This window comes from Streptomyces sp. NPDC006261, assembly GCF_040613515.1.
Lineage (GTDB): Bacteria > Actinomycetota > Actinomycetes > Streptomycetales > Streptomycetaceae > Streptomyces.
On the sequence record NZ_JBEXSI010000058.1, the window covers coordinates 1 to 22,827 of the forward strand.

Annotated in this window: 14 protein-coding genes, 2 tRNA genes, 1 pseudogene and 1 riboswitch; of the genes and pseudogenes, 8 read left to right on the top strand and 9 right to left on the bottom strand. The window is 73.2% G+C overall.

The window, feature by feature from the left end:
* Positions 1 to 304 precede the first annotated feature (304 nt).
* Positions 305 to 862, bottom strand: a complete 558-nt coding sequence (locus ABZ154_RS28745) for a MarR family transcriptional regulator (RefSeq protein ID WP_356837292.1) — start codon at positions 860 to 862, stop codon at positions 305 to 307.
* A gap of 173 nt (positions 863 to 1,035) precedes the next feature.
* On the opposite strand from ABZ154_RS28745, the gene ABZ154_RS28750 reads away from it, so the two are divergent.
* Positions 1,036 to 2,385 carry an MFS transporter gene (locus tag ABZ154_RS28750; RefSeq protein ID WP_356837316.1) on the top strand — a complete coding sequence of 450 codons (1,350 nt, stop codon included), beginning with the start codon at positions 1,036 to 1,038 and terminating at the stop codon, positions 2,383 to 2,385.
* Positions 2,386 to 2,432: 47 nt separating this feature from the next.
* Here the strand turns inward: ABZ154_RS28750 and ABZ154_RS28755 are convergent, their stop codons facing one another.
* The gene (locus ABZ154_RS28755) at positions 2,433 to 4,175 is read right to left on the bottom strand and encodes a SpoIIE family protein phosphatase (protein WP_356837293.1); all 1,743 of its coding nucleotides are present in this window, start codon (positions 4,173 to 4,175) and stop codon (positions 2,433 to 2,435) included.
* Between the two features lie 234 nt (positions 4,176 to 4,409).
* A complete protein-coding gene (locus ABZ154_RS28760; protein WP_356837294.1) occupies positions 4,410 to 5,876 on the bottom strand; it encodes an NAD(P)/FAD-dependent oxidoreductase in 1,467 nt (488 codons plus the stop codon).
* Between the two features lie 432 nt (positions 5,877 to 6,308).
* Between ABZ154_RS28760 and ABZ154_RS28765 the strand changes: the two genes are divergently transcribed.
* Positions 6,309 to 7,139, top strand: a complete 831-nt coding sequence (locus ABZ154_RS28765) for a helix-turn-helix domain-containing protein (protein WP_356837295.1) — start codon at positions 6,309 to 6,311, stop codon at positions 7,137 to 7,139.
* A gap of 320 nt (positions 7,140 to 7,459) precedes the next feature.
* The gene (locus tag ABZ154_RS28770; RefSeq protein ID WP_356837296.1) at positions 7,460 to 9,547 is read left to right on the top strand and encodes a sigma-70 family RNA polymerase sigma factor; all 2,088 of its coding nucleotides are present in this window, start codon (positions 7,460 to 7,462) and stop codon (positions 9,545 to 9,547) included.
* A 36-nt stretch (positions 9,548 to 9,583) separates the two neighbouring features.
* On the opposite strand, the gene ABZ154_RS28775 is transcribed toward ABZ154_RS28770, so the two are convergent.
* Complete coding sequence (locus ABZ154_RS28775) at positions 9,584 to 11,695, bottom strand: asparagine synthase-related protein (protein WP_356837297.1); 2,112 nt, start codon at positions 11,693 to 11,695, stop codon at positions 9,584 to 9,586.
* Positions 11,696 to 12,563: 868 nt separating this feature from the next.
* Between ABZ154_RS28775 and ABZ154_RS28780 the strand changes: the two genes are divergently transcribed.
* The 4 genes from ABZ154_RS28780 (at position 12,564) to ABZ154_RS28795 (ending at position 17,983) form a co-directional block, all read left to right on the top strand.
* The gene (locus tag ABZ154_RS28780) at positions 12,564 to 14,147 is read left to right on the top strand and encodes a sporulation protein (RefSeq protein ID WP_356837298.1); all 1,584 of its coding nucleotides are present in this window, start codon (positions 12,564 to 12,566) and stop codon (positions 14,145 to 14,147) included.
* 108 nt (positions 14,148 to 14,255) lie between these two features.
* Positions 14,256 to 15,512, top strand: a complete 1,257-nt coding sequence (gene lhgO, locus ABZ154_RS28785) for an L-2-hydroxyglutarate oxidase (RefSeq protein ID WP_356837299.1) — start codon at positions 14,256 to 14,258, stop codon at positions 15,510 to 15,512.
* Positions 15,505 to 16,350: a tRNA (guanosine(46)-N7)-methyltransferase TrmB gene (gene trmB, locus ABZ154_RS28790; RefSeq protein ID WP_356837300.1), complete on the top strand. Its 846-nt coding sequence runs from the start codon at positions 15,505 to 15,507 to the stop codon at positions 16,348 to 16,350. The genes lhgO and trmB overlap by 8 nt, the downstream gene beginning before the upstream one ends.
* A gap of 142 nt (positions 16,351 to 16,492) precedes the next feature.
* Complete coding sequence (locus ABZ154_RS28795; RefSeq protein ID WP_356837301.1) at positions 16,493 to 17,983, top strand: PrsW family glutamic-type intramembrane protease; 1,491 nt, start codon at positions 16,493 to 16,495, stop codon at positions 17,981 to 17,983.
* An 86-nt stretch (positions 17,984 to 18,069) separates the two neighbouring features.
* Here ABZ154_RS28795 and ABZ154_RS28800 read toward each other — a convergent pair whose 3' ends face one another.
* The 4 genes from ABZ154_RS28800 to ABZ154_RS28815 all read right to left on the bottom strand — a co-directional run bounded on the left by ABZ154_RS28800 (position 18,070) and on the right by ABZ154_RS28815 (position 21,830).
* Complete coding sequence (locus ABZ154_RS28800; RefSeq protein ID WP_356837302.1) at positions 18,070 to 19,113, bottom strand: M23 family metallopeptidase; 1,044 nt, start codon at positions 19,111 to 19,113, stop codon at positions 18,070 to 18,072.
* A gap of 11 nt (positions 19,114 to 19,124) precedes the next feature.
* Positions 19,125 to 19,277, bottom strand: a riboswitch (cyclic di-AMP (ydaO/yuaA leader).
* Between the two features lie 207 nt (positions 19,278 to 19,484).
* A complete protein-coding gene (locus ABZ154_RS28805; protein WP_356837303.1) occupies positions 19,485 to 20,672 on the bottom strand; it encodes a PP2C family protein-serine/threonine phosphatase in 1,188 nt (395 codons plus the stop codon).
* Positions 20,673 to 20,895: 223 nt separating this feature from the next.
* Positions 20,896 to 21,642 (bottom strand): MerR family transcriptional regulator, encoded by a 747-nt coding sequence (locus ABZ154_RS28810; RefSeq protein WP_356837304.1) that lies wholly within the window; start codon positions 21,640 to 21,642, stop codon positions 20,896 to 20,898.
* 114 nt (positions 21,643 to 21,756) lie between these two features.
* Positions 21,757 to 21,830 (bottom strand) — tRNA-Met (locus ABZ154_RS28815).
* A gap of 114 nt (positions 21,831 to 21,944) precedes the next feature.
* On the opposite strand from ABZ154_RS28815, the pseudogene ABZ154_RS28820 reads away from it, so the two are divergent.
* Positions 21,945 to 22,142 (top strand): annotated as a pseudogene (locus tag ABZ154_RS28820) (tRNA (adenosine(37)-N6)-threonylcarbamoyltransferase complex transferase subunit TsaD); the annotation flags it as partial.
* Positions 22,143 to 22,691: 549 nt separating this feature from the next.
* Here the strand turns inward: ABZ154_RS28820 and ABZ154_RS28825 are convergent.
* Positions 22,692 to 22,765 (bottom strand) — tRNA-Lys (locus tag ABZ154_RS28825).
* Positions 22,766 to 22,827: the final 62 nt, after the last annotated feature.

The window sequence follows — 22,827 nt, forward strand, 5'->3', positions numbered from 1 at the left end:
TTTCCCTTTCCGGCGAGTCCGACTCTATCAGATCCTTTCGGGCCTGATTCCCAGTCAGCGGGGCTTGTCTTCCCGGCTGTTGGGCCGTTCCGACGTTCAAACTCTAGCGGATTTTCTCGGCGGCTCATAATCGAGCCTTCGAAATTAATTCCGGCATGCCGAAATTCTCCCGGCTGGGAGATCGTGCTGAAGTTTGGTTGCCGCGTATGCGGCGGGATGGTTGCCGCAGAACCGTTCCGGCCCCGTGACAACTCGAAGAACTCTACGGATCGGGCTGGGGCGTGTCAACCCCGCCCCACCGCCGTCAGTCCAGGCCGGTGAGGCGGCCGCCGGCGTCCGGCTGGGCGTGCTCCACACGGCGCAGGAGGCGGACCAGCATTTCGCCGAGGACCCCGCGTTCGTCACCGGAGAGGTCCTGGAGGATGTCCTCCTCGAAATCGGTGGCCATGCGCATCGCCTCCAGCCACTTCGTACGGCCCTCGTCGGTCAGCTCGACGATGACGCGGACCCGGTTGTTCTCGTCGCGGTCCCGGGTGACCAGGCCCTCGCCGGCCATCCGGTCGACGCGGTGGGTCATGGCGGCCGGGGTGAGGCCGAGGCGCTTCGCCAGTTCACCGGGGCCCAGGCGGTAGGGGGCGCCCGACAGGACGAGGGTCTTCAGGACCTCCCACTCGGCGTTGCTGATGCCGAGGGCGGCGACCTGTCTCCCGTACGCGACGTTCATCCGGCGGTTCAGGCGGCCCAGCGCGGAGACGACCTGTTCGACCTGGGGGTCGAGGTCGCGGAACTCGCGCTGGTAGGCGGCGATCTGTTCGTCGAGGCTCGGCTCGTGAGGGCCGGGCTCCTCGGTGCTCTCAGACATGGCGGGCAGTATGGCACGCCCTCACCACCCTTGAAGTCCTTCAGGCTGTAGTTTTCACCTTCTAACTTTAGTGTTAAAGTCTTCGAGTCTGAGTTCATCCGAGATCCACCTCGGGAGCTCAAGGACCTTCTGAAACCTTCTAGACCTTGAGGTAGGTGAGTGTGACCAGGGAGATGGGCGCAGCGCTGCGGCAGATCCAGCTGGGCAGCGCGCTGAGCGCGTTCGGGCTCGGATTCACCGTTCCGTATCTGTACGTCTACGTGGCGCAGGTGCGGGATCTGGGCGCCGGTACGGCGGGAGTCGTGCTGGCGGCCTTCGCGATGGCAGCGCTGGCCATTCTGCCGTTCACCGGGCGGGCCATCGACCGGCGGGGCCCGCTGCCCGTGCTGGTGGTGGCCGCCGGACTCGCCGCCGCGGGCGCCGCGGCCCTGGGGTACGCGAGCAGCGTGCCGGCCGCCGTGCTGTCGGCCGCGATCCTCGGTGCGGGTACCGCCGTCATGCAGCCCGCGCTGGCCACCATGCTCGTCTGGTGCTCCAGCACCGCCACCCGTACGCGCGCCTTCGCCATGCAGTTCTTCCTCCAGAACCTGGGCCTCGGGCTCGGTGGGCTGGTGGGTGGTCAGCTCGTGGACGTGAGCCGGCCCGCGAGCTTCACCATGCTGTTCCTGATCGAAGCCGTGATGTTCGTGGTCCTCGGTGTCGTCACGGTGACCGTGCGGATACCCCGTACGGCTTCCATCGGCGGAGCTCGACCGACCGACGGCTCAGCCAAGGGCGGGATGCGGGCGCTGCTCTCGAACCGGGCCATGGTCCAGCTGTGCGTGCTCGGGTTCGTGCTCTTCTTCGCCTGCTACGGACAGTTCGAGTCCGGGCTCGCCGCGTACGGCACCGAGGCCGCCGGCATCCAGCCCTCGACGCTGGGCTTCGCGCTGGCCGCCAACACCGCGGTCATCGTCATCGCCCAGTTCGTCGTGCTGCGGCTCGTCGAGCGGCGGCGGCGCAGCCGGGTCATCGCGGCCGTCGGGCTCATCTGGGCCTTCGCCTGGATCGTCGCCGGGTACGCGGGGCTCGGGCACGGCAGCCAGGCCATGGCGACGGCCGCGTTCATCTCGACGTATGCGCTGTTCGGGCTGGGCGAGGCGATGCTGTCGCCGACCGTCGCCCCGCTGGTAGCGGATCTGGCGCCGGAGTCGATGGTCGGGCAGTACAACTCGGCGTTCGCCCTGTGCAAGCAGCTCGCGCTCGCCGTCGGACCCGCTGTCGGCGGGCCGATGGGGGCCTCGCTCCACGGGCCGTACATCGTGACGTTCGTGCTCTTCTCGCTGGGCATCACGGTGCTCGCGCTGCGGCTGGGGCGCCGGCTCACCGCCGTACAGGATCAGCCGTCGCTGGCCCTCACCCCCTCGCGGGTGGTGGCCGTGTCGCTGCCCGAGGGTGGGGAGAGCGGTGCGGAGGCGGCCGACCGGGCTGCGTCGGTCTCCGCACCCGCGGCTGCCGCCGCGTCCGCCGCTGCCGGTCGCTGAGCCCGGCCCCAGGTCCGGGTCACCCGGTCACAGAGCCCTGTTCCGCGTCAGCGGGGCAGGGCGAACTCGCACCAGACCGCCTTGCCGCCGCCCGGAGTGCGGCGACTGCCCCACGAGGTGGCGATCGACGCGATGATCTCGATGCCGCGTCCCGCCTCGTCCGCCGGTTCGGCCTGGCGGCGACGCGGCAGGTGGTCGTCGCCGTCGGTCACTTCGATGATCAGCCGCCGGTCCGTGCGGCGCAGGCCCAGGCGCATCGGCGGGGTGCCGTGCTGGAGCGAGTTGGCGACCAGCTCGCTGGCGGCGAGGACGCCGAGGTCGCGGAGCTCGACCGGGAAGCGCCAGGAGGTCAGGACCCCGGTGGCGAAGGCTCGGGCGCGCGGGGTGGCCTCGATGCCGCCGAGGAGGTCGAGCGCGGCGTTGTGGAACAGCTCCGCGTTCGTCCCCGTACGGGCGGGGTGCTGGACCACCAGGACCGCCACGTCGTCGTCATGCTCGGCGGTCACCCCCAGCGAGCGGATCAGCCGGTCGCAGACCACCTGCGGTGATCCCTTGGCGCCGGAGAGCGCGCGGGCGAGGGAGGCGACGCCCTCGTCGATGTCCTCGCTGCGGCGCTCGACCAGGCCGTCGGTGTAGAGGACCGCGGTGGAGCCGGGAGGCAGCGCGATCGTGCCCGAGGTGTGGACCCAGCCGCCGGTGCCGAGCGGTGGCCCCGTGGGGTCGGCGGCGCGGTGGACCGTGCCGCCCTCGTCGCAGACGAGGATCGGGAGGTGGCCCGCGGAGGCGTAGACAAGCTGTCCCTCGTTCGGGTCGTGGACGGCGTAGACGCAGGTGGCGATCTGGCTGGCGTCGATCTCTGAGGCGAGGCCGTCCAGCAGCTGGATCACCTCGTGCGGCGGGAGGTCGAGCCGGGCGTAGGCGCGGACCGCGGTGCGGAGCTGGCCCATGACAGCGGCGGCGCGGACCCCGCGGCCCATGACGTCACCGATCACCAGGGCGGTGCGGCCGGCGCCGAGGGTGATCACGTCGTACCAGTCGCCGCCGACGGCCGCGTCGGTGCCGCCGGGCTGGTAGGTGGCGGCGATACGGAGGTCGTCGGGCTGCTCCAGCTCCTGCGGGAGCAGGGAGCGCTGGAGGGTGACGGCCGTTTCACGGTGGCGGCGCTCGCTGGTGCGCAGGCGCTCGGCGGCTTCGGCGTGGTCGGTGACGTCGGCCGCGTAGACGAGGACGCCACCCTCGCCCCTGTTCTCCTTCTCCCTCTCCTGCTCCTCGCCCTTGTCCTCCGTGCTGGCCCATGGGGCGACCGGAGTGCAGGTCACGGTGTACGAACCGCCTCCGGCCGTTCTGCGGGACTTGACCGTCCGGGCGGTGCCGCTGCGCAGGACCTGGTCCAGCAGCGGCAGCACGCTCAGCTCGGCGAGCTCGGGCAGGGCCTCGGCGGCGGGCACGCCGGAGGGGCGGGGGCCGAACGCGGTTTCGTACGCCTCGTTGACGTACGCGACGCGGTGGTCCGGGCCGCGCAGCAGGGCGACGGCGGCGGGGAGGCGGCCGAGGATCTCGCGGGCGGAGAGGTCGTCCAGGGCGGGCCCGGGGGCAGCCGGGCCGGGCCCGGGGGCAGCCGGGGCAGGGGCGGGGTCGGGTGGTACCGGAAGCGCGCCGTCCGGCAGGGTGGCCGCGGCCTGCGCCTGGGCGTACTCCGCCCGGGCCGCCGGGACGGGACTGCGGTCGTCCCGCGCGGCGGCTCGACGCTGCGTTCCGGGAAGGCGGGCGCTCCAACGCGTGAAGTTCACGGAATCTCTGGCCTCGTGTGTCGGTTCGGTGCGTCGCTGCTGGTCACTGTCGGTCACTGCCGGCCGGGTCACTCTGTGCAGGTGTGGGCCCACCTATGGTCACACGTCCAGTGTGACCGACCGTACTGACAGTCGCCGTCCGGACGCTGTTTGGACGGCGTCCTGGCGGCATCCGAGCGGCGCACGCCGGTGATGGAGTCGGCGTGGCCGGTGACGGCGGTGCAGAGGCCGTGGTCAGTGGGAGGGCCGGGGCGGCGGTCCGCCCGGCGGGTCCTCCGGGCTTCCGTCGGTGTCGGGGCGTGGCAGGGTTCCGGGGCGATGCGGAGCCACCGAGCCGCCACCGGCCGCGAGTTCGAATTCGGCCCGGGGGTGTTCGAGCGAGCCGAGGGAGACGATCTCCCGTTTGAAGAGTCCGGCCAGGGTCCATTCGGCAAGGACGCGCGCCTTCCGGTTGAACGTCGGCACCCGGCTGAGGTGGTACGCACGGTGCATCAGCCAGGCGGGGTAACCCTTGAGCTTGCGACCGTAGACGTGGGCGACGCCTTTGTGCAGGCCCAGGGAGGCGACGGATCCCGCGTATCTGTGCCGGTACTCCTTCGTCGGGCGGCCGTCGAGCGCCGCGAGGACGTTGTCGGCGAGCACCTTCGCCTGGCGGACGGCGTGCTGGGCGTTGGGCGCGGTCTCCTTGCCCGGCTCGGCGGCGGTGAGGTCGGGGACGGCGGCGGCGTCGCCCGCGGCCCAGGCGTGCGGCGTTCCCTCGACGCCGAGGGTGGCGGTACAGCGGAGCCGGCCGCGTTCGGTGAGGGGCAGGTCGGTGCCGGCGAGGAACGGCGCCGGTTTGACGCCCGCGGTCCACACGAGCGTGCGGGTGGGGAAGCGGGAGCCGTCGCTCAGGACGGCGACGCGGTCCTCGCAGGTGTCGAGGCGGGTTTCGAGGCGTACGTCGACGCTGCGGCCGCGCAGCTCCCCGACGGCGTACCGGCCCATGGCCTCACCGACCTCGGGGAGGATGCGGTCGGAGGCCTCGACCAGGATCCATCTCAGGTCCGTGGCCTTGATGTTGTGGTAGTACCGCGAGGTGTAGCGGGCCATGTCCTCCAGCTCGGCGAGTGCTTCCACGCCCGCGTAGCCGCCGCCGACGAAGACGAAGGTGAGGGCGGCGTCGCGGATCGCGGGGTCGCGGGTGGCGGACGCGATGTCCATCTGCTCGATGACGTGATTACGCAGCCCGATGGCTTCCTCGACCGTCTTGAACCCGATGCCGAAGTCGGCGAGGCCGGGCACGGGGAGGGTGCGCGAGACGGATCCGGGGGCGATGACGATCTCGTCGTACCCGATCTCCAGGGCGCCGGTGCCGTCCTCCGCCGTGGCCAGGGTGGTGACGGTGGCCGTGCGTTTGGCGTGGTCGATCCGTCCGGCCTCGCCGATGACGATCGTGCAGTGGTTCAGGACGCGGCGCAGCGGCACGACCACGTGGCGCGGCGAGATCGAGCCGGCGGCCGCTTCGGGGAGGAACGGCTGGTACGTCATGTACGGCTCGGGCGTGACGACCACGATCTCGGCGTCCCCGCTCTTGAGTCTCTGCTTCAACTTCCGTTGGAGACGCAGCGCTGTGTACATCCCGACGTAGCCGCCGCCGACGACGAGAATGCGCACACCGGGCCGGGTGCCGGGGGCCGTCCCCCGGGAATCTGGAGCCATCACCACCCCATGACGCAACGGAGTCGGTGGTTTGTCCACAGGCCCGGCAAATTGTGTGACCGGAGGGCCCTGCGGGGCGGTTCCGGCCTGTCGGCGGGGCGATAGGGAAGCGGTGCAGGTCAGGCGGTGTGCGGAGGGCGAATGGGCGGGGGCTGACGGGGGAGCGGCGCGCTCCTGCTCCGACCGGGGGGCGCACCATGCGGAACTACCCCCTTCTGAATTGACGCGGGCTCAACTATGTTCGTAACCCGTCGGGAGTCGGGTGCGGATTTCGTCGTGCTCGCTCACCGGCTGACACGGCGGGGAAGTCTCCGGGGGGAGACGTCATAACCGGGGGAATTTATGCAGATTCAGGATTCGCATGGGCAGTCCGCGCGCACACACACGCCCAAGGATCACGGGCGTCTGGGCTCCGTGGGAGCGCTCGGTGTCATGAGCTCGGCCGACGCGGTGCGCTCCGCGGCGGCGATGAGCGCCGCGGCGATCGGAGCGCCCACGACAGGAGCGGCTCCGGTCGGTCCCGCCGCGAGCGGGCCGGCACCCACCTCACCTGCGGGCTCCACGCGTTCGGCTCCGCTGCGCGTCGACGCGCAGCGCAATCTGGAGCATGTGCTGCGGGCCGCGCGCGAGGTGTTCGGTGAGCTGGGGTACGGCGCTCCGATGGAGGACGTGGCACGCCGCGCCCGGGTCGGAGTGGGCACGGTCTACCGGCGGTTCCCCAGCAAGGACGTGCTGGTGCGGCGGATAGCAGAGGAGGAGACCTCCCGGCTGACCGAGCAGGCGCGTACGGCTCTGGGGCAGGAAGAGGAGCCCTGGTCGGCGCTTTCCCGCTTCCTGCGGACCTCGGTGGCGTCGGGCGCGGGCAGGCTGCTGCCCCCGCAGGTGCTGCGGGTCCGGGCCGAGACGGAGGAGCCGGAGGCGCCGGTGAAGGGTGGCGCGGGGGACGAGACCCGCGTTCCGCAGCAGCGGCAGGGCGTGTCCCAGGCCGGCTTCCGCGTCGTCGGCGGGCGCACCGGGGGCGGGGACGAGCTCGACGGCCTCGGTGAGGACTCGGGCGCGGGCGAGCTGCTGGAGGTCGTGGGCCGGCTGGTGGACCGGGCGAGGGAGTCGGGCGAGCTGCGGGGGGATGTGACGGTGGCCGATGTGCTGCTGGTCATCGCCACGGCCGCCCCGTCCCTGCCGGACGCCGCCCACCAGGCGGCGGCTTCGGCCCGGCTGCTGGACATCCTGCTGGAGGGGCTGCGGTCCCGGCCTGCTGTCTGACGTCGGCGTCCGAAGTCCGCCCGGCCGCCCTGAGCGCCCCCGGCCGCCGTTCACGCAGCGCTCCGACCGCCGTTCACGTCCCGTGCGGTGGGGTGGTCGGGGCGGGCGGTCGGGGAGCCTCTCGCGTCGGCGGACAGGCGAACGGGTTCCGGTGACCGAAACAGCCAGGATTCATTCCCCGAAAAGGAGTGCCTCCAGCACTCGCATTCGAGAAAACGCCCCGGATGAGTGGTTGGCAGGACTGACGGGCCATCGCGATTGAGCCATGTGGCAGTCTTGGCCGGTATTCGGGTCCGAGGGTGTATACGGGGGCTTCCGCGATGAGCGGTAACGAGCAGCAGGAAGAGCCGCTCGACGAGATCGCTGCGGCGGGCGGGGGCACGAAGGCCGACGGGACGTCCTCCGGGCAGGTGCCGGTCCAGGCGGGGCGTGGACCGTCGGACGGTTCGGGGAGTTCGGACGGTGAGGCCGATGGCGGCACCGTCCTGCCCGGCCCGTGGCCGGCCGTCACCGAGGCCGGTGCCGGGGACGACGCCTCCGGTGGAGCCGGCGCGTACGTGGTGCCCTCGCAGCGCGAGGGCCGCGGCGGGTCCCCCGACACCGGGCTGTCCGACGCCCAGTTGATCGAGGGCATGCGCGAGGGGGACGACCTCGCCTACGAGGAGCTGTTCCGGCGCCACTCGGGCGCGGTCCGCCGGTACGCCCGCAGCTGCTGCCGGGACGGGCACACCGCCGACGACCTGACCGCCGAGGTGTTCGCGCGCACCCTCCAGGCCGTACGGGGCGGCAAGGGCCCGCAGGAGTCCGTCCGGGCCTACCTGATGACCGCCGTCCGCCATGTCGCCGCCGCCTGGACGAAGAGCGCCAGACGGGAGCACCTGGTCGACGACTTCGCTGTGTTCGCCGCACAGGCCTCGCGTACCTCGGAGCTCTCCGACGGCGGCACCCTCGACCTCGGCGCCGATGTGCTGGCGATGCACGAGGCCGAGCGGTCGATGGCCATGGAGGCGTTCCGGAGCCTGCCGGAGCGCTGGCAGGCGGTGCTCTGGCACACCACGGTGGAGGAGGAGTCGCCCAGCGAGATCGCCCCGCTGTTCGGCCTGACCGCCAACGCCACCGCCGTACTGGCGAGTCGGGCCCGCGAAGGTCTCAAGCAGGCCTATCTCCAGGCCCATGTGAGCCAGGCGCTCACCACCGGGGGCGACTGCGCTCAGTACGCCGACCGGCTCGGCGCCTACGCCCGGGGCGGGCTGCGGATGCGGGCCGAGCGCGGGCTGCGCAAGCACCTCGACGAGTGCGCGAAGTGCCGGGTGGCGGCGGGCGAGCTGGAGCACGTGAACGCCGGGATCCCGGCGCTGCTGCCCATCGCGGTCATCGGCTGGTTCGCCGCCGGGTACTCACTCAAGGCCGCGGGCGTCGTGGCGGGCGGTGCCGTCGGCGCCGCCGGTGCGGGAGCCGCCGCCGCGGCCACCGGGTCGGGCACCACCGGTGCCGCTGCCGGGGGCGCCACCGGGGGGGCCTCCTCGGGCTCTGCCGGGGGTGCCGCGGCCTCCGAAGGGCTCGGCGCGCCCGCCAAGGCCGGGATCGCGGCCGCCGTCGCCGTGGCGGCCGCCGCCGGTCTGGTGTGGGCGCTCGTCGGCGACGACCAGCCGAAGCCGGCGCCCAAGCCGGTCGCGAAGCCCCCCGCGGTGGCGCCCGCGGTCCCGGCGCCGGAGCCGCCCGCACCGGAACCTCCGGTCCCGCCCGCCCCCGACCCCGTACCGCCCGCGTCGCCCGAGCCGGCCCCCGAGCCGGAGCCGGAACCGGAACCGGAGCCCCCCGCGCCGGATCCCGAGCCGACCCCTACCCCGCCGCCGAGCGCCGAGCCCACGCCCTCCCCCGAGCCGCCGGACCCCGCACCGCCCGCGCCCAGCCCTCCGCCGTCCCCGCGGCCCACTCCCAGCCCGAAGCCGCCCCCGCCGCCGCCCGCCCCGGCCGTCTACCAGGTCAGCGAGCTCGCGTACTCCCTGCTCGGCGACCACACCGAGCCGGAGGTCGTCACGGGGCGGAGCAGCTGGGTCTGGCAGCGTACGAACGTGGCCATCGCCGAGACGCGGTACGCGCACGGGGTGACCGTGCACGCCCGGTCCTCCGTCACCATCCAGCTGAACCGCCCGTGCACCCGCTACGAGGCGATGGTCGGCGTGGACGACCTGACGATGGGGCTCGGCGCGGTCCGCTTCTCCGTCTACGACGGGGACGGGGCGCGGCTGTGGCGCTCCCCCGTGATGGCGGGCGGGGCGCCCGCCGTCCCGGTCAGCGTCCAGATCGCCGGCCAGTCGTCGATCCGGCTCGTGGTGGAGCCCGAGGGGCCGCTCGGCGGGGTGGCCCTGGCCGACTGGGCGGAGTCCCGGATCAGCTGCGCCTGAGCCTCTTCAGGGCGGGGCCGCCGGCCCGGTTCCCCGTCACGGCTGCAGCGTGCGCCGGGACGGGGCCACGCCGCCCGCCACCGCGCGCTGGCGCGGCGCCGCCGTCCCCGTCCAGCAGGTGCCCCGACGGGTCACCAGCCGGCGCAGCCACAGCTCGGTGGAGGCCAGCTCCGCCAGGCCGTCCAGCGGGAGCGGCTCGCCCTCGGAGGCGGCGCGCAGGGCCTTGCGTACGACGCGGGCCTCGACCAGGCCCGCGTCGGCCAGGAGCGGCGCGTCGAACAGGGCCATCAGGTCGGGCAGCGCGGTGCGCAGGCCGGTCCGGGTGACGGCGGTGGAGGTGGCCTGGGACGGGGCGCCCCAGCCTGGCGGCAGGTCGTGGATGCCCGCCCCGCCCAGCACCCGGCGCAGGATCGCGGCCCGGGCGCCCGGCTGGACGCGGAGCGACTCGGGCAGCGCGCGGGCGGCCCGTACGACCTGGTTGTCGAGGAACGGGGCGTGCAGGCGCTGGCTGCGGATCTCGGCCGCCTGCTCCAGGATCCGGTGGTCGGCGGCGCTGCGGGCGAGTGCGGCGCGGGCCCGGGCCTCGCCGGGTCGCTGGACGGAGGTGGGCCGGATCGCCGCCTCCTGGAGGCGAACCGATACTTCCGCCAGTGCCTCGCCCGTCAGCCAGCGGGCCGCCGGGCCCGGGCGCGACCAGGCGAGGGCGGCCAGTGAGGCGTCGGCGGGGGTGGCGAGGTCGGGGGCGTACCGGTTGGCGTCGGGGAGGAGCCCGGCGGCGGTCTCCAGGCCGGTGCGGTACGACGTACGGGCCAGGCGGCGGGCGGCGCGGTAGAGCGTCAGCGGGACGAACAGGGAGTGCGCCGAAGGGCCTTCGGCCTTGGTGAGGGCGGCGACGGGGCGCAGGAGGTGGCGTCTGCGCCGGTCCATCAGGAGGTCGGCGAGGCGGGCCGGGTGGGCGTCCAGGACCTGCCGGGCGCCGTGGCCCACCAGGTGGTCGGCACTGCCCGCGGCGAGGCGGCGGCGGTGGCGTTCGGCGACGACGAGGGAGGGGCCCGGCTCGTCGGTGAGTGCGCCGGTCTCCAACGAGGCGTAGGGGAGGGCCTCTTCACCCGCCGCGACGACCACGTGGTGCAGGCGCGGGTTGGCGGCGATGGCGCGGGCGCGCTCCAGCTCGTCCTCGTGGCCGCGGGTGGTGAGGTCGTTGAAGGTGACGGCGAGCAGCCGCTCCCCCGCCCCGGTGCCGTGGCCGAGGAGGGTGCCGGGCAGTCCGGGCAGCCCGGCGGCGAGCAGGGCGAGGGTGGCGGAGGCGCTGCCTCCGGAGAGGTCGGCGCCGATTCCGGCCACGGGGGCGCCCCGGGCCGCGCGCCGGTCGGCGGGTCCCATGCCGGGGACGGGCCCCGGGTCAGGCGGCAGGGTCTCCGGGGCGTGCCGGGGCGCGGTGAGCCGGGCGCGTACGGCTTCGACGAGCGCGTCGCGTACGCCCTCCACCGCGTGCACCGGGTCGGCCTGGGGCGCGGCGACGGCGAGGGAGGCGACGGCCTCGTACCCGGTGATCTCCCGCGAGCCCTCCCGCAGGATGAGCGCATGGCCCGGCGGGACCCGCTTCACCCCGGCGTACGGGGTGCCGTCGCCGAGCGCCTCCGGGCTCTCCGGGCAGGCGAGCAGGGCGGCGAGGTGGCCGATGTCGAGCTGGGCCTCGATGAGGTCGGCCAGGGGCAGCGCGGCGGTGGCGTAGGCAGTTCCGTTGGCCCACGGGGTGTGGAAGACGGGCCGGGCGCCGGCGAGGTCGCCCGCGACGGTGATGCGGCGGCCGATCTGGACGACGGCGGTGTAGCTGCCCGGCCAGGCGGTGAGGTGGCGCATCGCCCCGCCGCGTGCGGCGAGCAGTCCGACGCGCAGCTGCTCGTCGGTGGCGCCGCAGCAGCCGAGTACGGCGAGGCGGGCGGTGGGGGCGCCTTCGGGCGTGGCGACCCCGATGACGCGGATCTCGTCGGGGCGCCAGTCGCCGACCGCCCAGAGCGGATCCGGGTCGCCCCACAGGAGTTGGGAGCCCACCGGGTGGACCGTGCGCCCCTCACCGCCGTTGCCGACCGCCCCGACCGTGCCGAAGCTCGCGGCGATACTGCTCCATCCCACCAACCAACGCATCGCCGCCTCCACAGGCTGTGGACAAGCGGCGCACCGTACCGAGTCGCATCGCCGCTGCGGGACATGCTGCCACGACAGGACCGCAGGAGAGGGGGTACGGGCAGCGCACGCCGGATGAGCATGCGCCCCTGGCAAAGGACGGGAGCCCGCATCGCCGCCGTCTTCACCGCATCACCGGCAACGGAAGTGCCGATTCCGGGAGTTAAGGGGGCACCGCGGAATCACCACAGACCCCCGACCCCGCACGGAGGCGCATCAGACACGGACGTCGCCACCCCGGGAGAGCGGTCGAAATCCGGCCATAGCCGGACCGTTGGCCAGACCGTCACCGGACAGTCGATATTCAGCCATTCTCGTCAGGCTCCGCCGCTCGCGCGCACCCGTCCGCGCCCCCGCGGCGGACCCTTCCACGCACAGTCCGGGAGGTGGGCCTCACCTCCCGGACCGGTCCGCCGCCCGCGGGGAATGGAGCGGCGGTATCCCCCAGCCCACTGAGTCCAGTGCAGTGAGCCGACCCACGCGGTACTCAGCCAAGCCCCTCCCGTACGGGCCGGGCCAGAGCGCACGGCCGGGCGCACGGCCACACGCCAGGGGCACGCCCCGCCCCGGCGCGCGCACCCCCGGAGCGCGGACCCCGCCGCCCACACGGACAACAATCCCGCCATACGGACGTCTGCCCCTTAACGGTAGGGATGGGGAGAACTACGCTGTGTTTACTGGTGTTCTCAGCAGGGGGGCATATTCCTCGGGGCTCGGCCACATGCGTGTGCAGGCGGAGTACGAGGGTTCGAACCTGGGGAGCATCGGTACGAATGCCGCGCGCCGTCCTCGGTGACGCGGCGGCTGTCTGTGTGTCGAGGGGTGGCGCATGTCCAGGGAGCAACGCGGGCCGAACGAGAAGCTCGGCACGGTTCTCGCCCTCGCGGGAATCAGTAACGCCGGGCTCGCCCGGCGGGTCAACGACCTCGGAGCACAGCGCGGTCTGACACTTCGCTACGACAAGACCTCGGTGGCCCGGTGGGTCGCCAAGGGGATGGTGCCGCAAGGTGCGGCACCCCATCTGATCGCGGCGGCGATCGGGGCCAAGCTCGGCCGGCCGGTACCGCTGCACGAGATCGGTCTCGCCGACGCGGACCCCGCGCCGGAGGTCGGCCTCGCCTTCCCCCGGGACGTGGGGGAGGCGGTCAGGTCGGCGACCGAGCTGTACCGGCTGGATCTGGCCGGGCGCAGGGGCGGCGGCGGGATCTGGCAGTCGCTGGCCGGTTCGTTCGCGGTGAGCGCCTATGCGACCCCCGCGTCGCGCTGGCTGATAACCCCCGCCGATCCGTCGGTCGCCCGCGACCCGACGGCGGCACGGGCGGCGATCCTCGGCGCCCGGAGCGGCGGCCAGGACGGCGGCGGCGCGCCCGGTCCCCGGGGGCCGCAGGGCGCCCCGGACGGCCGCGGCGCACACATCCCGCACACACCCGGGGGCGCGCCGAGCGGCTCCGTGCCCGTCCAGCCCGGCCCGGAGTCCGTCGCGGACGCCTCGCCGCTGCGGGTGGGCCACAGCGACGTCATGAAGCTGCGCGAGGCGGCCCAGGACGCCCGGCGCTGGGACTCCAAGTACGGCGGCGGCGACTGGCGTTCCTCCATGGTCCCCGAGTGCTTACGCGTGGACGCGGCACCCCTGCTCCTCGGCTCGTACACCGACGAGGTGGGCCGGGCCCTGTTCGGCGCGTCGGCCGAGCTGACCCGGCTCGCGGGCTGGATGGCGTTCGACACCGGCCAGCAGGAGGCCGCCCAGCGCTATTACATCCAGGCCCTGCGCCTGGCCCGCGCCGCCGCTGACGTACCGCTCGGCGGCTATGTCCTCGCCTCGATGTCCCTCCAGGCCACCTACCGCGGCTTCGCCGACGAGGGCGTCGACCTCGCCCAGGCCGCCGTGGAGCGCAACCGGGGGCTGGCGACCGCCCGCACCATGAGCTTCTTCCGGCTGGTGGAGGCCCGCGCCCACGCCAAGGCCGGCGACGCACCGGCCGCGGGGGCCGCGCTCAAGGGCGCCGAGAGCTGGCTGGAGCGGTCCCGGGCGGGCGACGCCGACCCGCCCTGGCTCGGCTTCTACAGCTACGACCGGTTCGCCGCGGACGCCGCCGAGTGTTACCGGGACCTCAAGGCGCCCCGTCAGGTGAGGCGCTTCACCGAGCAGGCGCTCTCCCGGCCGACCGACGAGTTCGTGCGCAGCCACGGACTGCGGCTCGTCGTCTCCGCGGTCGCCGAACTGGAGTCGGGCAACCTGGACGCGGCCTGCGCGGCGGGCACCCGGGCGGTCGAGGTGGCCGGCCGGATCTCCTCGGCGCGCACCACGGAGTACGTACGCGATCTGCTCCACCGGCTGGAGCCGTACGGGGACGAGCCGCGCGTCGCCGAGCTGCGGGAGCGCGCCCGCCCGCTGCTGGTGACCCCGGTCTGAGCCGGGGCGTCCGGTGCGGGCGCCCCGGTTGTGCGCCACGCCCTGCCCGGATCGGGTTTGAGCCCGTTGTCAGTGGGTCAGTGCACTATCGGGGTGGGAGGTGGCGTGATGATGACGCACGCGGCGTACGACTGCGATGTGCTGGTGATCGGCGGCGGGATCGTCGGTCTGTCGACCGCGTATGCCCTGCAGCGCTCCGCTCCCGGCACCCGGGTGACGGTCCTGGAGAAGGAGCGCGGCCCCGCCCGCCACCAGACCGGACGCAACAGCGGAGTGGTCCACAGCGGGATCTACTACCGCCCCGGTTCGCTCAAGGCGCGGTACGCGCTGCGCGGCTCCGCCGAGCTGGCCGACTTCTGCGCCGAGCACTCCATCGCCCACGCCACCACCGGCAAGCTGATCGTCGCCACCGAGCGCTCCGAGCTGCCCCGGCTGCACGGCCTGGTCCAGCGCGGCCGCGAGCACGGACTGCCCGTGCGGGAGCTGGGCCCGGCGCAGATCGCGGAGTACGAGCCCGAGGTCCGGGGCCTCGCCGCGATCCGGGTCGGCACGACCGGCGTCTGCGACTTCACCGCCGTCGCCACCCGCTTCGCGACCGAGGTCACCGCCGCCGGCGGCATCGTGCGCTACGGGGCGGAGGTCATCGCGATAGACCGGCGCGCCTGGGGCGTGGCGGTGCGCACGGCGGACGGGCTGGTGGTCCGCGCCCGCACCCTGGTCAACTGCGCGGGGCTGCACTGCGACCGGGTGGCCCGGCTCGCGGGCGATGACCCGGGGGTGCGGATCGTGCCGTTCCGCGGCGAATACTACGAGCTGGCCCGCCCCGAGCTGGTGCGCGGCCTGGTCTACCCGGTGCCGGACCCGGCTTTCCCCTTCCTCGGCGTCCACCTGACCCGCGGCTTCGACGGCTCCGTCCACGTCGGGCCGAACGCGGTCCCCGCCCTGGCCCGCGAGGGGTACGGCTGGCCGGTGGTGCGCCCCGCCGAACTGCTGTCCACGCTGAGCTGGCCGGGCACCTGGCACATCGCCCGCAGGCACTGGCGGTACGGGGCGGGCGAGGTGCACCGCTCGCTCTCGAAGTCCGCCTTCACCCAGGCCGTGCGACGGCTGCTGCCCGCGGTGCGGGAGGGGGACCTGCACCCGTCGCCCGCCGGGGTCCGGGCCCAGGCGGTGCTGAAGGACGGCACGCTGGTCGACGACTTCCTCATCCGCGAGGCCCCGCACACCGTGCATGTGCTCAACGCCCCCTCCCCCGCCGCGACGGCGTGCCTGCCGATCGGGCGGGAGGTGGCGCGACGGGCGCTGCGCCGGGCTCAGGAGACGGGGTGGAGGCCGCCCGCCGTAGAATCGGGTCATTGTGTCTGAGCAGCCTCTGAACCCCACCACCGCCGCGGCCCCCGAACCCGGGGCGGCCGACGAAGCCGCCGCGCTGCGGGCCGCCTCCTTCGAGCGCGCGCGCCGGCTGCGCCAGGAGCCCCGCTTCCCCGGCGGCCCCGCCGCCGACCCGGCCGGCTCACACCACGAGCGCCGGATCCGCAGCTTCCAGCCGCGCCGCAGCCGGGTCACCACCGGCCAGCAGGACGCCCTGGAGCGGCTGTGGCCGAAGTGGGGCCTGGACATCGACGGCAGAAGCGTCCTGGACCTCGACCAGCTCTTCGACGGCCTGCCCGTCGTCCTGGAGATCGGTTTCGGCATGGGCGAGGCCACCGCGCAGATGGCGGCCGACGACCCGGGCACCGGCATCCTCGCCGTCGACGTCCACACCCCCGGCCAGGGCAACCTGCTGGGCCTCGCGGACAAGGCGGGCTCCACCAACGTGCGGGTGGCCAACGGCGACGCGGTGATCCTGCTCCGCGAGATGCTGGCCCCCGCCTCCCTCGACGGCCTGCGGGTCTACTTCCCCGATCCGTGGCCCAAGGCCCGCCACCACAAGCGGCGGCTGATCCAGCCCGAGTTCCTGGACCTGGTGGCCCCGGTGCTGAAGCCCGGCGCGGTCATCCACTGCGCGACGGACTGGGAGCCGTACGCGGAGCAGATGCTGGAGGTGCTGACCGCGCACCCCCGCTTCGAGAACACGGCGGCGGACGGCGGATACGCGCCGCGCCCGGCGTTCCGGCCGCTGACCCGCTTCGAGGGCCAGGGCCTGGACAAGGGCCACGTCGTGCACGACCTGCTGTTCGCCCGTATCCGAGGCGCTGCCTGACGCACGCCCGACGCGCTGCGGACGCACACCTGACGCACGCCCGACGCGCTGCGGACGCACGCCTGACGCACCGCCTGGAACGGCCACTTCCTGGCCGGATGCACCGTCGCCGGGTGTCAGTGCTCCTCGTTAGGGTCGAGGGGTGTCCGACGGTTCCGTGCAGTACCAGCAGCGGCAGCCGGCGGTCCCGGTCCCCCACGAGCAGCGGTTCGAGGAGGTGCTGGGCGCCGTGCCGGAGCGCGGCCGGTGGAAGTACCGGCCGCGCCGCGTCGGCATGGTGTGGCGCAGCAAGGTGTTCCGCGCCGGGACGGTGATCGTGGCGCTCTCGCTGTGCTGGCTGGTGATCCTGGCCCTCGTCCGCCAGCAGACGGGCCCGGAGGGATTCCTGGTGGGCCTCGGCCTGGCGGTGCTTCCGGTGCCGCTCCTGCTGGCCGCCTTCCGCTGGCTGGACCGCGTCGAACCGGGCCCCTGGCGGAACCTGCTCTTCTCCTTCGCCTGGGGCGCGTGCGCCGCCGCGCTCGTCGCGATCATCGCCAACTCGTTCGCGGTGCGCTGGATAGCCACCGCGACGGCCGACCCGGCGAGCGCCGACACCCTGGGGGCGACGGTGATCGCCCCGGTCGTGGAGGAGAGCGCCAAGGCCGTCTCGGTCCTGCTGATCTTCGTCTTCCGGAGGCGGGAGTTCCGGGGCGTGGTCGACGGCGTCGTGGTAGCGGGTTTCACCGCGACCGGCTTCGCCTTCACCGAGAACATCCTCTACCTGGGCAACGCCTTCGACGAGGACCAGCAGCTGGGCAGCTCCGGGATCGCCTCGGTGACCGCCGGGACGTTCTTCGTACGGATCGTGATGTCGCCGTTCGCGCATCCGCTGTTCACCGTGCTCACCGGCCTCGGCTTCGGCTTCGCGGTCATCAGCGCCCGCCACCACCGGGTCCGCCGGATCGCGTGGCCGCTGCTCGGCCTGCTGTTCGCGATGGGCCTGCACGCCCTGTGGAACGGCTCGTCGGCCTTCGGCCCGTACGGCTTCTACGCGGTGTACGGAATGGTGATGGTCCCGGTGTTCGCGCTGGTGACCTGGCTGGCGGTCTGGTGGCGCCGGCGGGAGCTGCGGACGCTCGCCGCCGAACTCCCCGCGTACGCCACGGCCGGCTGGCTGACCCCGGCCGAACCCCTGGCACTCTCCTCGATGCGGACCCGGGGCGTGGCCCGCGACCTGGCCCGCCACTGGCACGGGAAGCAGGACCGGTCCCGGGGCCGGGCGGCCGCCCGCGCGGTCGCCGAGTACGAGTCGTTCGCGACGACCCTGGCCGGCCTGCGCCGCCGCGCCCGCCACGACGCGGTGGGCCCGGACTTCGCCGAGCGGGAGCGGGAGCTGCTGCACCACCTCTGGCAGCGCCGGGCCATCGCGGCCCCGGCTCTCACCCGCGCGGCCGACATGACCGGCAGGGGCCCGCGACCGCACCCGCGCCCGCCGATGCCCTATGGGTACGGGTACGGGCAGAGCCAGGGGTACGGGTACGCCGAGGGACACGGCCACGGGCAGGGTTACCCAACCGGGTACGGCACCCCGCCCCCGTACCAACTCCCCCACGGCCCGTACGGCACCCACCGCCGGACAGACCGGCAGCCCTGACGTCGGGGGGTGAGCGTCAGGGCTGCCGGGGTTTCGGGGACCGAGGGGCGCGTGCCCTCGTCAGTGCGGAGGCGGGTGCGGGATCCTCAGACGGAGAGGCCCTTGCTGTTCAGCCACGCCGTCGGGTCCATCGCCGAGCCGCCGGCGGTGCGGACCTCCAGGTGGAGGTGGACGCCGGTCACGTTGCCGGTGGCGCCCATGCGGCCGATGGTTTCGCCGGTGCTGACCTGCTGGCCGACCGAGACGTCGATCGAGGACTGGTGGGCGTACCAGATCTCCGTACCGTCCTCCAGCTGGAGGACCGTGCGGTAGCCGTACGAACCGGACCAGCCGGCCGCCGTGATCGTGCCGCCGTGCACGGCCTTGAGCGGCGAACCGGCCGCCCCCGCGAAGTCCAGGCCCGTGTGCTGGCCGGAGGACCACATCGCACCGGACTGACCGTAGGTCGAGGTGAGCGTGTACGAGGAGACGGGCAGGGTGTAGCTGGCGCGGAGCTTGGCGAGGCGCTCCTCCTCGGCCTTCTTCGCCGCCGCCTCCTCCGCCGCCTTCTTCTCGGCGGCGATCCGGGCCTTGACCTCGGCCTCGGCCTCGTCCTGCTGCTTCTTCGCGTCGGCGGCGGCCTTCTCGGCGGCGGCCTTCTCCTCGGCGGCCTTGGCCTCGGCGTCGGCGCTGGCCTGCTGCTGCTCGGCCTGCTGGAGGATGCGGGCGCGCAGGGCCTCGCCGGCGTCGGTGGTGCCCTGATCGGCCTCGGCGGTCGTGATGCCCGCGGAGGTGAGCGGAGCGGCGGTGACCGGTGCGGCCTCGGCCTCGTCGGACATGAAGGACCCGACGCCGGGAAGGGACTTGGCGTCGGGGAGATTGTCCGCGATGGAATCGGGAAGAGAGATGGAGACCGGCGGCTTGCTCTGCGCGGTGGCCATGCCACCCGCACCGACGGCCGCTATGACGCCGACTCCGAGGACGGTGGAGCTACGGGCGAGACCCCGCTGCTTGGCCACGCGGTGCTTGCCGCGCACGGGACGGATGGACTCCGCGGTGGGATTCCACTCCTCCCACGTCCGCTCCGGACCACCGAGGCCATCGGCAGTGAAGGGTGACGGGGCCTCAGGGGCAGGCTTGTTGGACGCCACGTGGGCGCACTCCTTTCCTTCCTTCTCGCCTACCGGGTTAGCTGACGGGTTCGGAGCAGGAAGGTCTCCTACGGGCCCCTCCGTCTCTCACGAGACACAGGCGTCCGATTCACCCCATGTAGGTGGTTCCCCGGTTCCCTTGCGGGATTCGGCGCTCGCGCACGGCGCCGTCTCTGACGACGGCTGGGACGACCGCGCTGCGTTATCGAACGTTAATAGACAGACGGGCCCGATTCCAAGCTGTTCTTGTTGATCATTAACGGCTTCGACGGGGACTTACCGCACACAAGCGGTCTGAATCGGCCGACTTGACGACCGCTCACCCACACCTCTTTTTCTGATGGTGTGTCAACTGTTATGCGGAGCGGTGCTTATCGATTACGCACCGTGTCACCGCCCCGGCCGACAATCTTCACCGTCGTCCGCCGCGGCGGCTGCCCCTCCGCCGGCCGGCTGACGGCGAGCAGCGCCATGTCGTCCGTCGACCGGCCGCCGGTGTGCAGCCGTACGTCGTCGGTGAGCGCCGAGAGCAGCTCCTCGGGACCGGGGAAGATCCGGCCGCGCAGCCGGGCCTCCGGGTCGTAGAACGCCCCCTTCGCGTCCCGCGCCTCGGAGAGTCCGTCCGTGAAGGCGAGCAGCGTCGAACCGGCTGGGAGCTCCCACTCGTCGGACCGGTCGGGCCACACCCCGAGGTCCATCCCCAGCGGCAGCGCGGGCACGGACGGCGCAAGGACCTCCAGGGATCCGTCCGCGTGCAGCAGGACCGGCTCGGGGTGGCCGCGGTTGACCAGCCGCAGCGAGGCCGAACCCGGCGGGATCTCGGCCAGTACGGCGGTGATGAACCCCTCCATGGCGTCCAGCCCGTACCGCCGCGTCCCCTCCCGCGCGAGCGCCCGCTCCAGCCGCTGGGCCACGCCCTCCAGGGACCGCTCCTGCTCGGCGGCCTCCCGGAACGCCCCGATGATCACAGCCACCGCCTCCACGGCGTCCAGCCCCTTGCCGCGCACGTCGCCGACGACCAGGCGTACGCCGTACGGGGTGTCCGCCACCGCGAACAGGTCCCCGCCGACGAACTCGTCCGCCTGCGCCGCCTCGTACCGCGCGGCCACCTGGAGCCCGCCGATCCGCTCCGCCGGGGTGGGCAGCACGGCCCGCATGGCGGTCTCCGCGATGACCCGGGCCGAGGCCAGCTGCTCGTTGCTGCGGCGGACGACCCCGTTGATGACGAGGGCCAGGGCCGCGGCGGTGAGGACCGTGATCATCTCGATGACCGGGACGACCTGGGTGGACGTGCCGTCGGAGAGCCGCATCGCGATGACGGAGAGGAGCGAGGCCACGCCCGTACGGATCGTGCTGGCGAGCGAGAAGAAGGGGGCGGCGATCAGCGGCGCGGCCACGAACAGGGGGACGGCGGTGAAGTTGGGCGGGGCGAGCCAGTCGAAGAGGAGCCCGCCGCCGATGAGCAGCACCGGCAGCAGCCGGACGAACCGCCGGGTGCCGGCACTCCGGGCCACCACCGGCTTTCCCTTCCCGGCGGAGCCGGACTTGCCACGCCCCATGGCGCCCCCTGTGGAGCCGGACAGCCCGCGCCCCGGGACGCCGAAGCTCCCCCTCACGCGTCCGCGCCCCTTCTCCGCCATCCCCACCTGTGCACTCCTGCCCGGTCCAGCCACGGCTGCGGACGGTACCGCGCCCCGTCCAGGCTTCCCGGAGCCGCGCCGTGCGGCGACTCGTCATCGGCCAAATAGGGGGAAGCGGCCCGGAACCCAGCGCTCCGAGTGGTCAGTCGGAGAGCCGTCGTTCCGCGTAGACCGTCAATGCATCCCGTACGAAGGCGGCGGTGCCGTCCCCGTAGCGATCGTAGTTCTTTCCGAAGCGCGGATCGGCGACATACATCTCGCCGAGTCCGATGACGTACGACCGGCTCGGCTCGGCCGTCGTGGACAGCCACGCGCAGTGCCGCCGGGCGATCTCCTGCGCTGCGTCACCGTCGGCACGGGCCCCGGCCTCCCTGGCCAGCCCCCAGTCCCGCGCGATGGCTTCGTGCTCGTCCTGGAAGGCCTTCTTCTCGGCCTCCCCGAGCGAACGCCACCACCGGTCGCCCTTCTCGTACGCCTCGCGGCCCCAGCGCTCGGTCACCTCCCGCTCATGAGCGGTGTGGTCGAAACCGTCGAATACTTCGTCGGCCATGAGCTCCATCCCCTCCTGCGTCTTGTGGAGAGTGGTCCGCACCGAGGCGATCTGCCGCCCGATGCGCGCCTGTTCCTGTTCGAGCAGGCGCAGATGCGCCCGCAACGCCACGGCGGTGTCCCGCTGCCCCTCCAGCACGTCCTTGATCGCGGGCAACGAGAGCCCGAGCTCCCGCAGCAGCAGGATGCGCTGCAGCCGGACGAGGGCGTCCTGGTCGTAGTAGCGGTAGCCGTTGCTCCCGAGCCGGCTCGGGACCAGGAGACCGAGGTCTCCGTAGTGCCGGAGGGTGCGGCTCGTGGTGCCGGCCTTTCTGGCGATTTCCTGGATGGACCACTCCATGCCGGAAACGCTAGATCTTTACGCTGCGTCAAAGTCAAGCGTCTTCGGCGGGGCTCCGGCTCCCGGAAACGACTCGGGCCCGGCACGCTGTGCGTGCCGGGCCCGGATCTTCAGTAGCGGGGACAGGATTTGAACCTGCGACCTCTGGGTTATGAGCCCAGCGAGCTACCGAGCTGCTCCACCCCGCGTCGGTAAACACCACTCTACGCCATCGGAGCGGCCGCTCCGACCACTTTTCCACCGGCCCCCCGACCCGGGCCGCGCAGGTCAGTCGGTCCGGCGCTGGCAGTAGCGGGCGACGCGGGCCCGAGTCGTCGTGAGACGAGACGGGAGCGGGGGTCGTCTCCGGCGGCCGTCTGCTCGCGCACGCCGTGGCGTCGAGCATGGACGAGCCCGCGTACTTCGGCGGGGTCGTACCGGAGATCGCCGCCCGCGCCCATCTCCAGGCGTTCACCCTCGTCGTCAGGGAAACCCTCGCGCAGGCCGGGCTCGGCATGCGGGGCGATGATCGCGGCGGTCGGCGACCTCCTGGTGCGGGCGGGCGCCGACCCGGCGCAGCCGACCTGTCCATCGACCCGTCGGCACCACTGGAGTACGCCGCTCTGCACCCGGCCGCCGCGCCGACGAGGGCCGCGTGCGCTGCGCCGCCTGTCCGGCGCCGAGCTCCTCGCCGGGAATCCGTTCTTTCGCGTCTCGCCGACGAAGGGGCGCGGGGCTCCGACTTGGAAGCGGTACGCGTGCACGCCGGCGTGTGGTTGAACTTCCCGCAGGTGTTCGGCTGTGGCCGCGCACCTCTGTGAGCGCTGCTGTTGTCAGTCGAACTGCTCAACCGTGCTTTGCAGCGGCATCGCCCCCACGCTGCCACGTTTCACCGTTCCCGCATTCTGCCGCGATCTCGGCCGCCGCCTGAGCTCGGCACGGCGCGGCTACGGGTGAACCGGTGGCGATCGCTCACGCACAGGGCCCTGAACACGGGAGCGCCCCGACCGGTCGAAACCGGTCGGGGCGCTCCGCCACAGGTCGGAAGGCTGCCCTTCCCCTGCTGCCGGTAGGCCGTGTGGGACTCGAACCCACAACCAACGGATTAAAAGTCCGCTGCTCTGACCAATTGAGCTAACGGCCCCTGCAACATCACCCCCGAGCATAGCCCGCCCGGTCCCGGCAGCCGATCCGGTATCGGTCTTG

Coding starts and splice junctions, on each gene's coding strand:
- ABZ154_RS28745 (WP_356837292.1), bottom strand. CDS start 862: ATGTCTGAGAGCACCGAGGAGCCCGGCCCTCACGAGCCGAGCCTCGAC.
- lhgO (WP_356837299.1), top strand. CDS start 14,256: ATGATGACGCACGCGGCGTACGACTGCGATGTGCTGGTGATCGGCGGC.
- ABZ154_RS28810 (WP_356837304.1), bottom strand. CDS start 21,642: ATGGAGTGGTCCATCCAGGAAATCGCCAGAAAGGCCGGCACCACGAGC.
- ABZ154_RS28760 (WP_356837294.1), bottom strand. CDS start 5,876: ATGGCTCCAGATTCCCGGGGGACGGCCCCCGGCACCCGGCCCGGTGTG.
- ABZ154_RS28750 (WP_356837316.1), top strand. CDS start 1,036: ATGGGCGCAGCGCTGCGGCAGATCCAGCTGGGCAGCGCGCTGAGCGCG.
- ABZ154_RS28775 (WP_356837297.1), bottom strand. CDS start 11,695: ATGCGTTGGTTGGTGGGATGGAGCAGTATCGCCGCGAGCTTCGGCACG.
- ABZ154_RS28765 (WP_356837295.1), top strand. CDS start 6,309: ATGAGCTCGGCCGACGCGGTGCGCTCCGCGGCGGCGATGAGCGCCGCG.
- ABZ154_RS28780 (WP_356837298.1), top strand. CDS start 12,564: ATGTCCAGGGAGCAACGCGGGCCGAACGAGAAGCTCGGCACGGTTCTC.
- ABZ154_RS28805 (WP_356837303.1), bottom strand. CDS start 20,672: ATGGGGCGTGGCAAGTCCGGCTCCGCCGGGAAGGGAAAGCCGGTGGTG.
- ABZ154_RS28770 (WP_356837296.1), top strand. CDS start 7,460: ATGAGCGGTAACGAGCAGCAGGAAGAGCCGCTCGACGAGATCGCTGCG.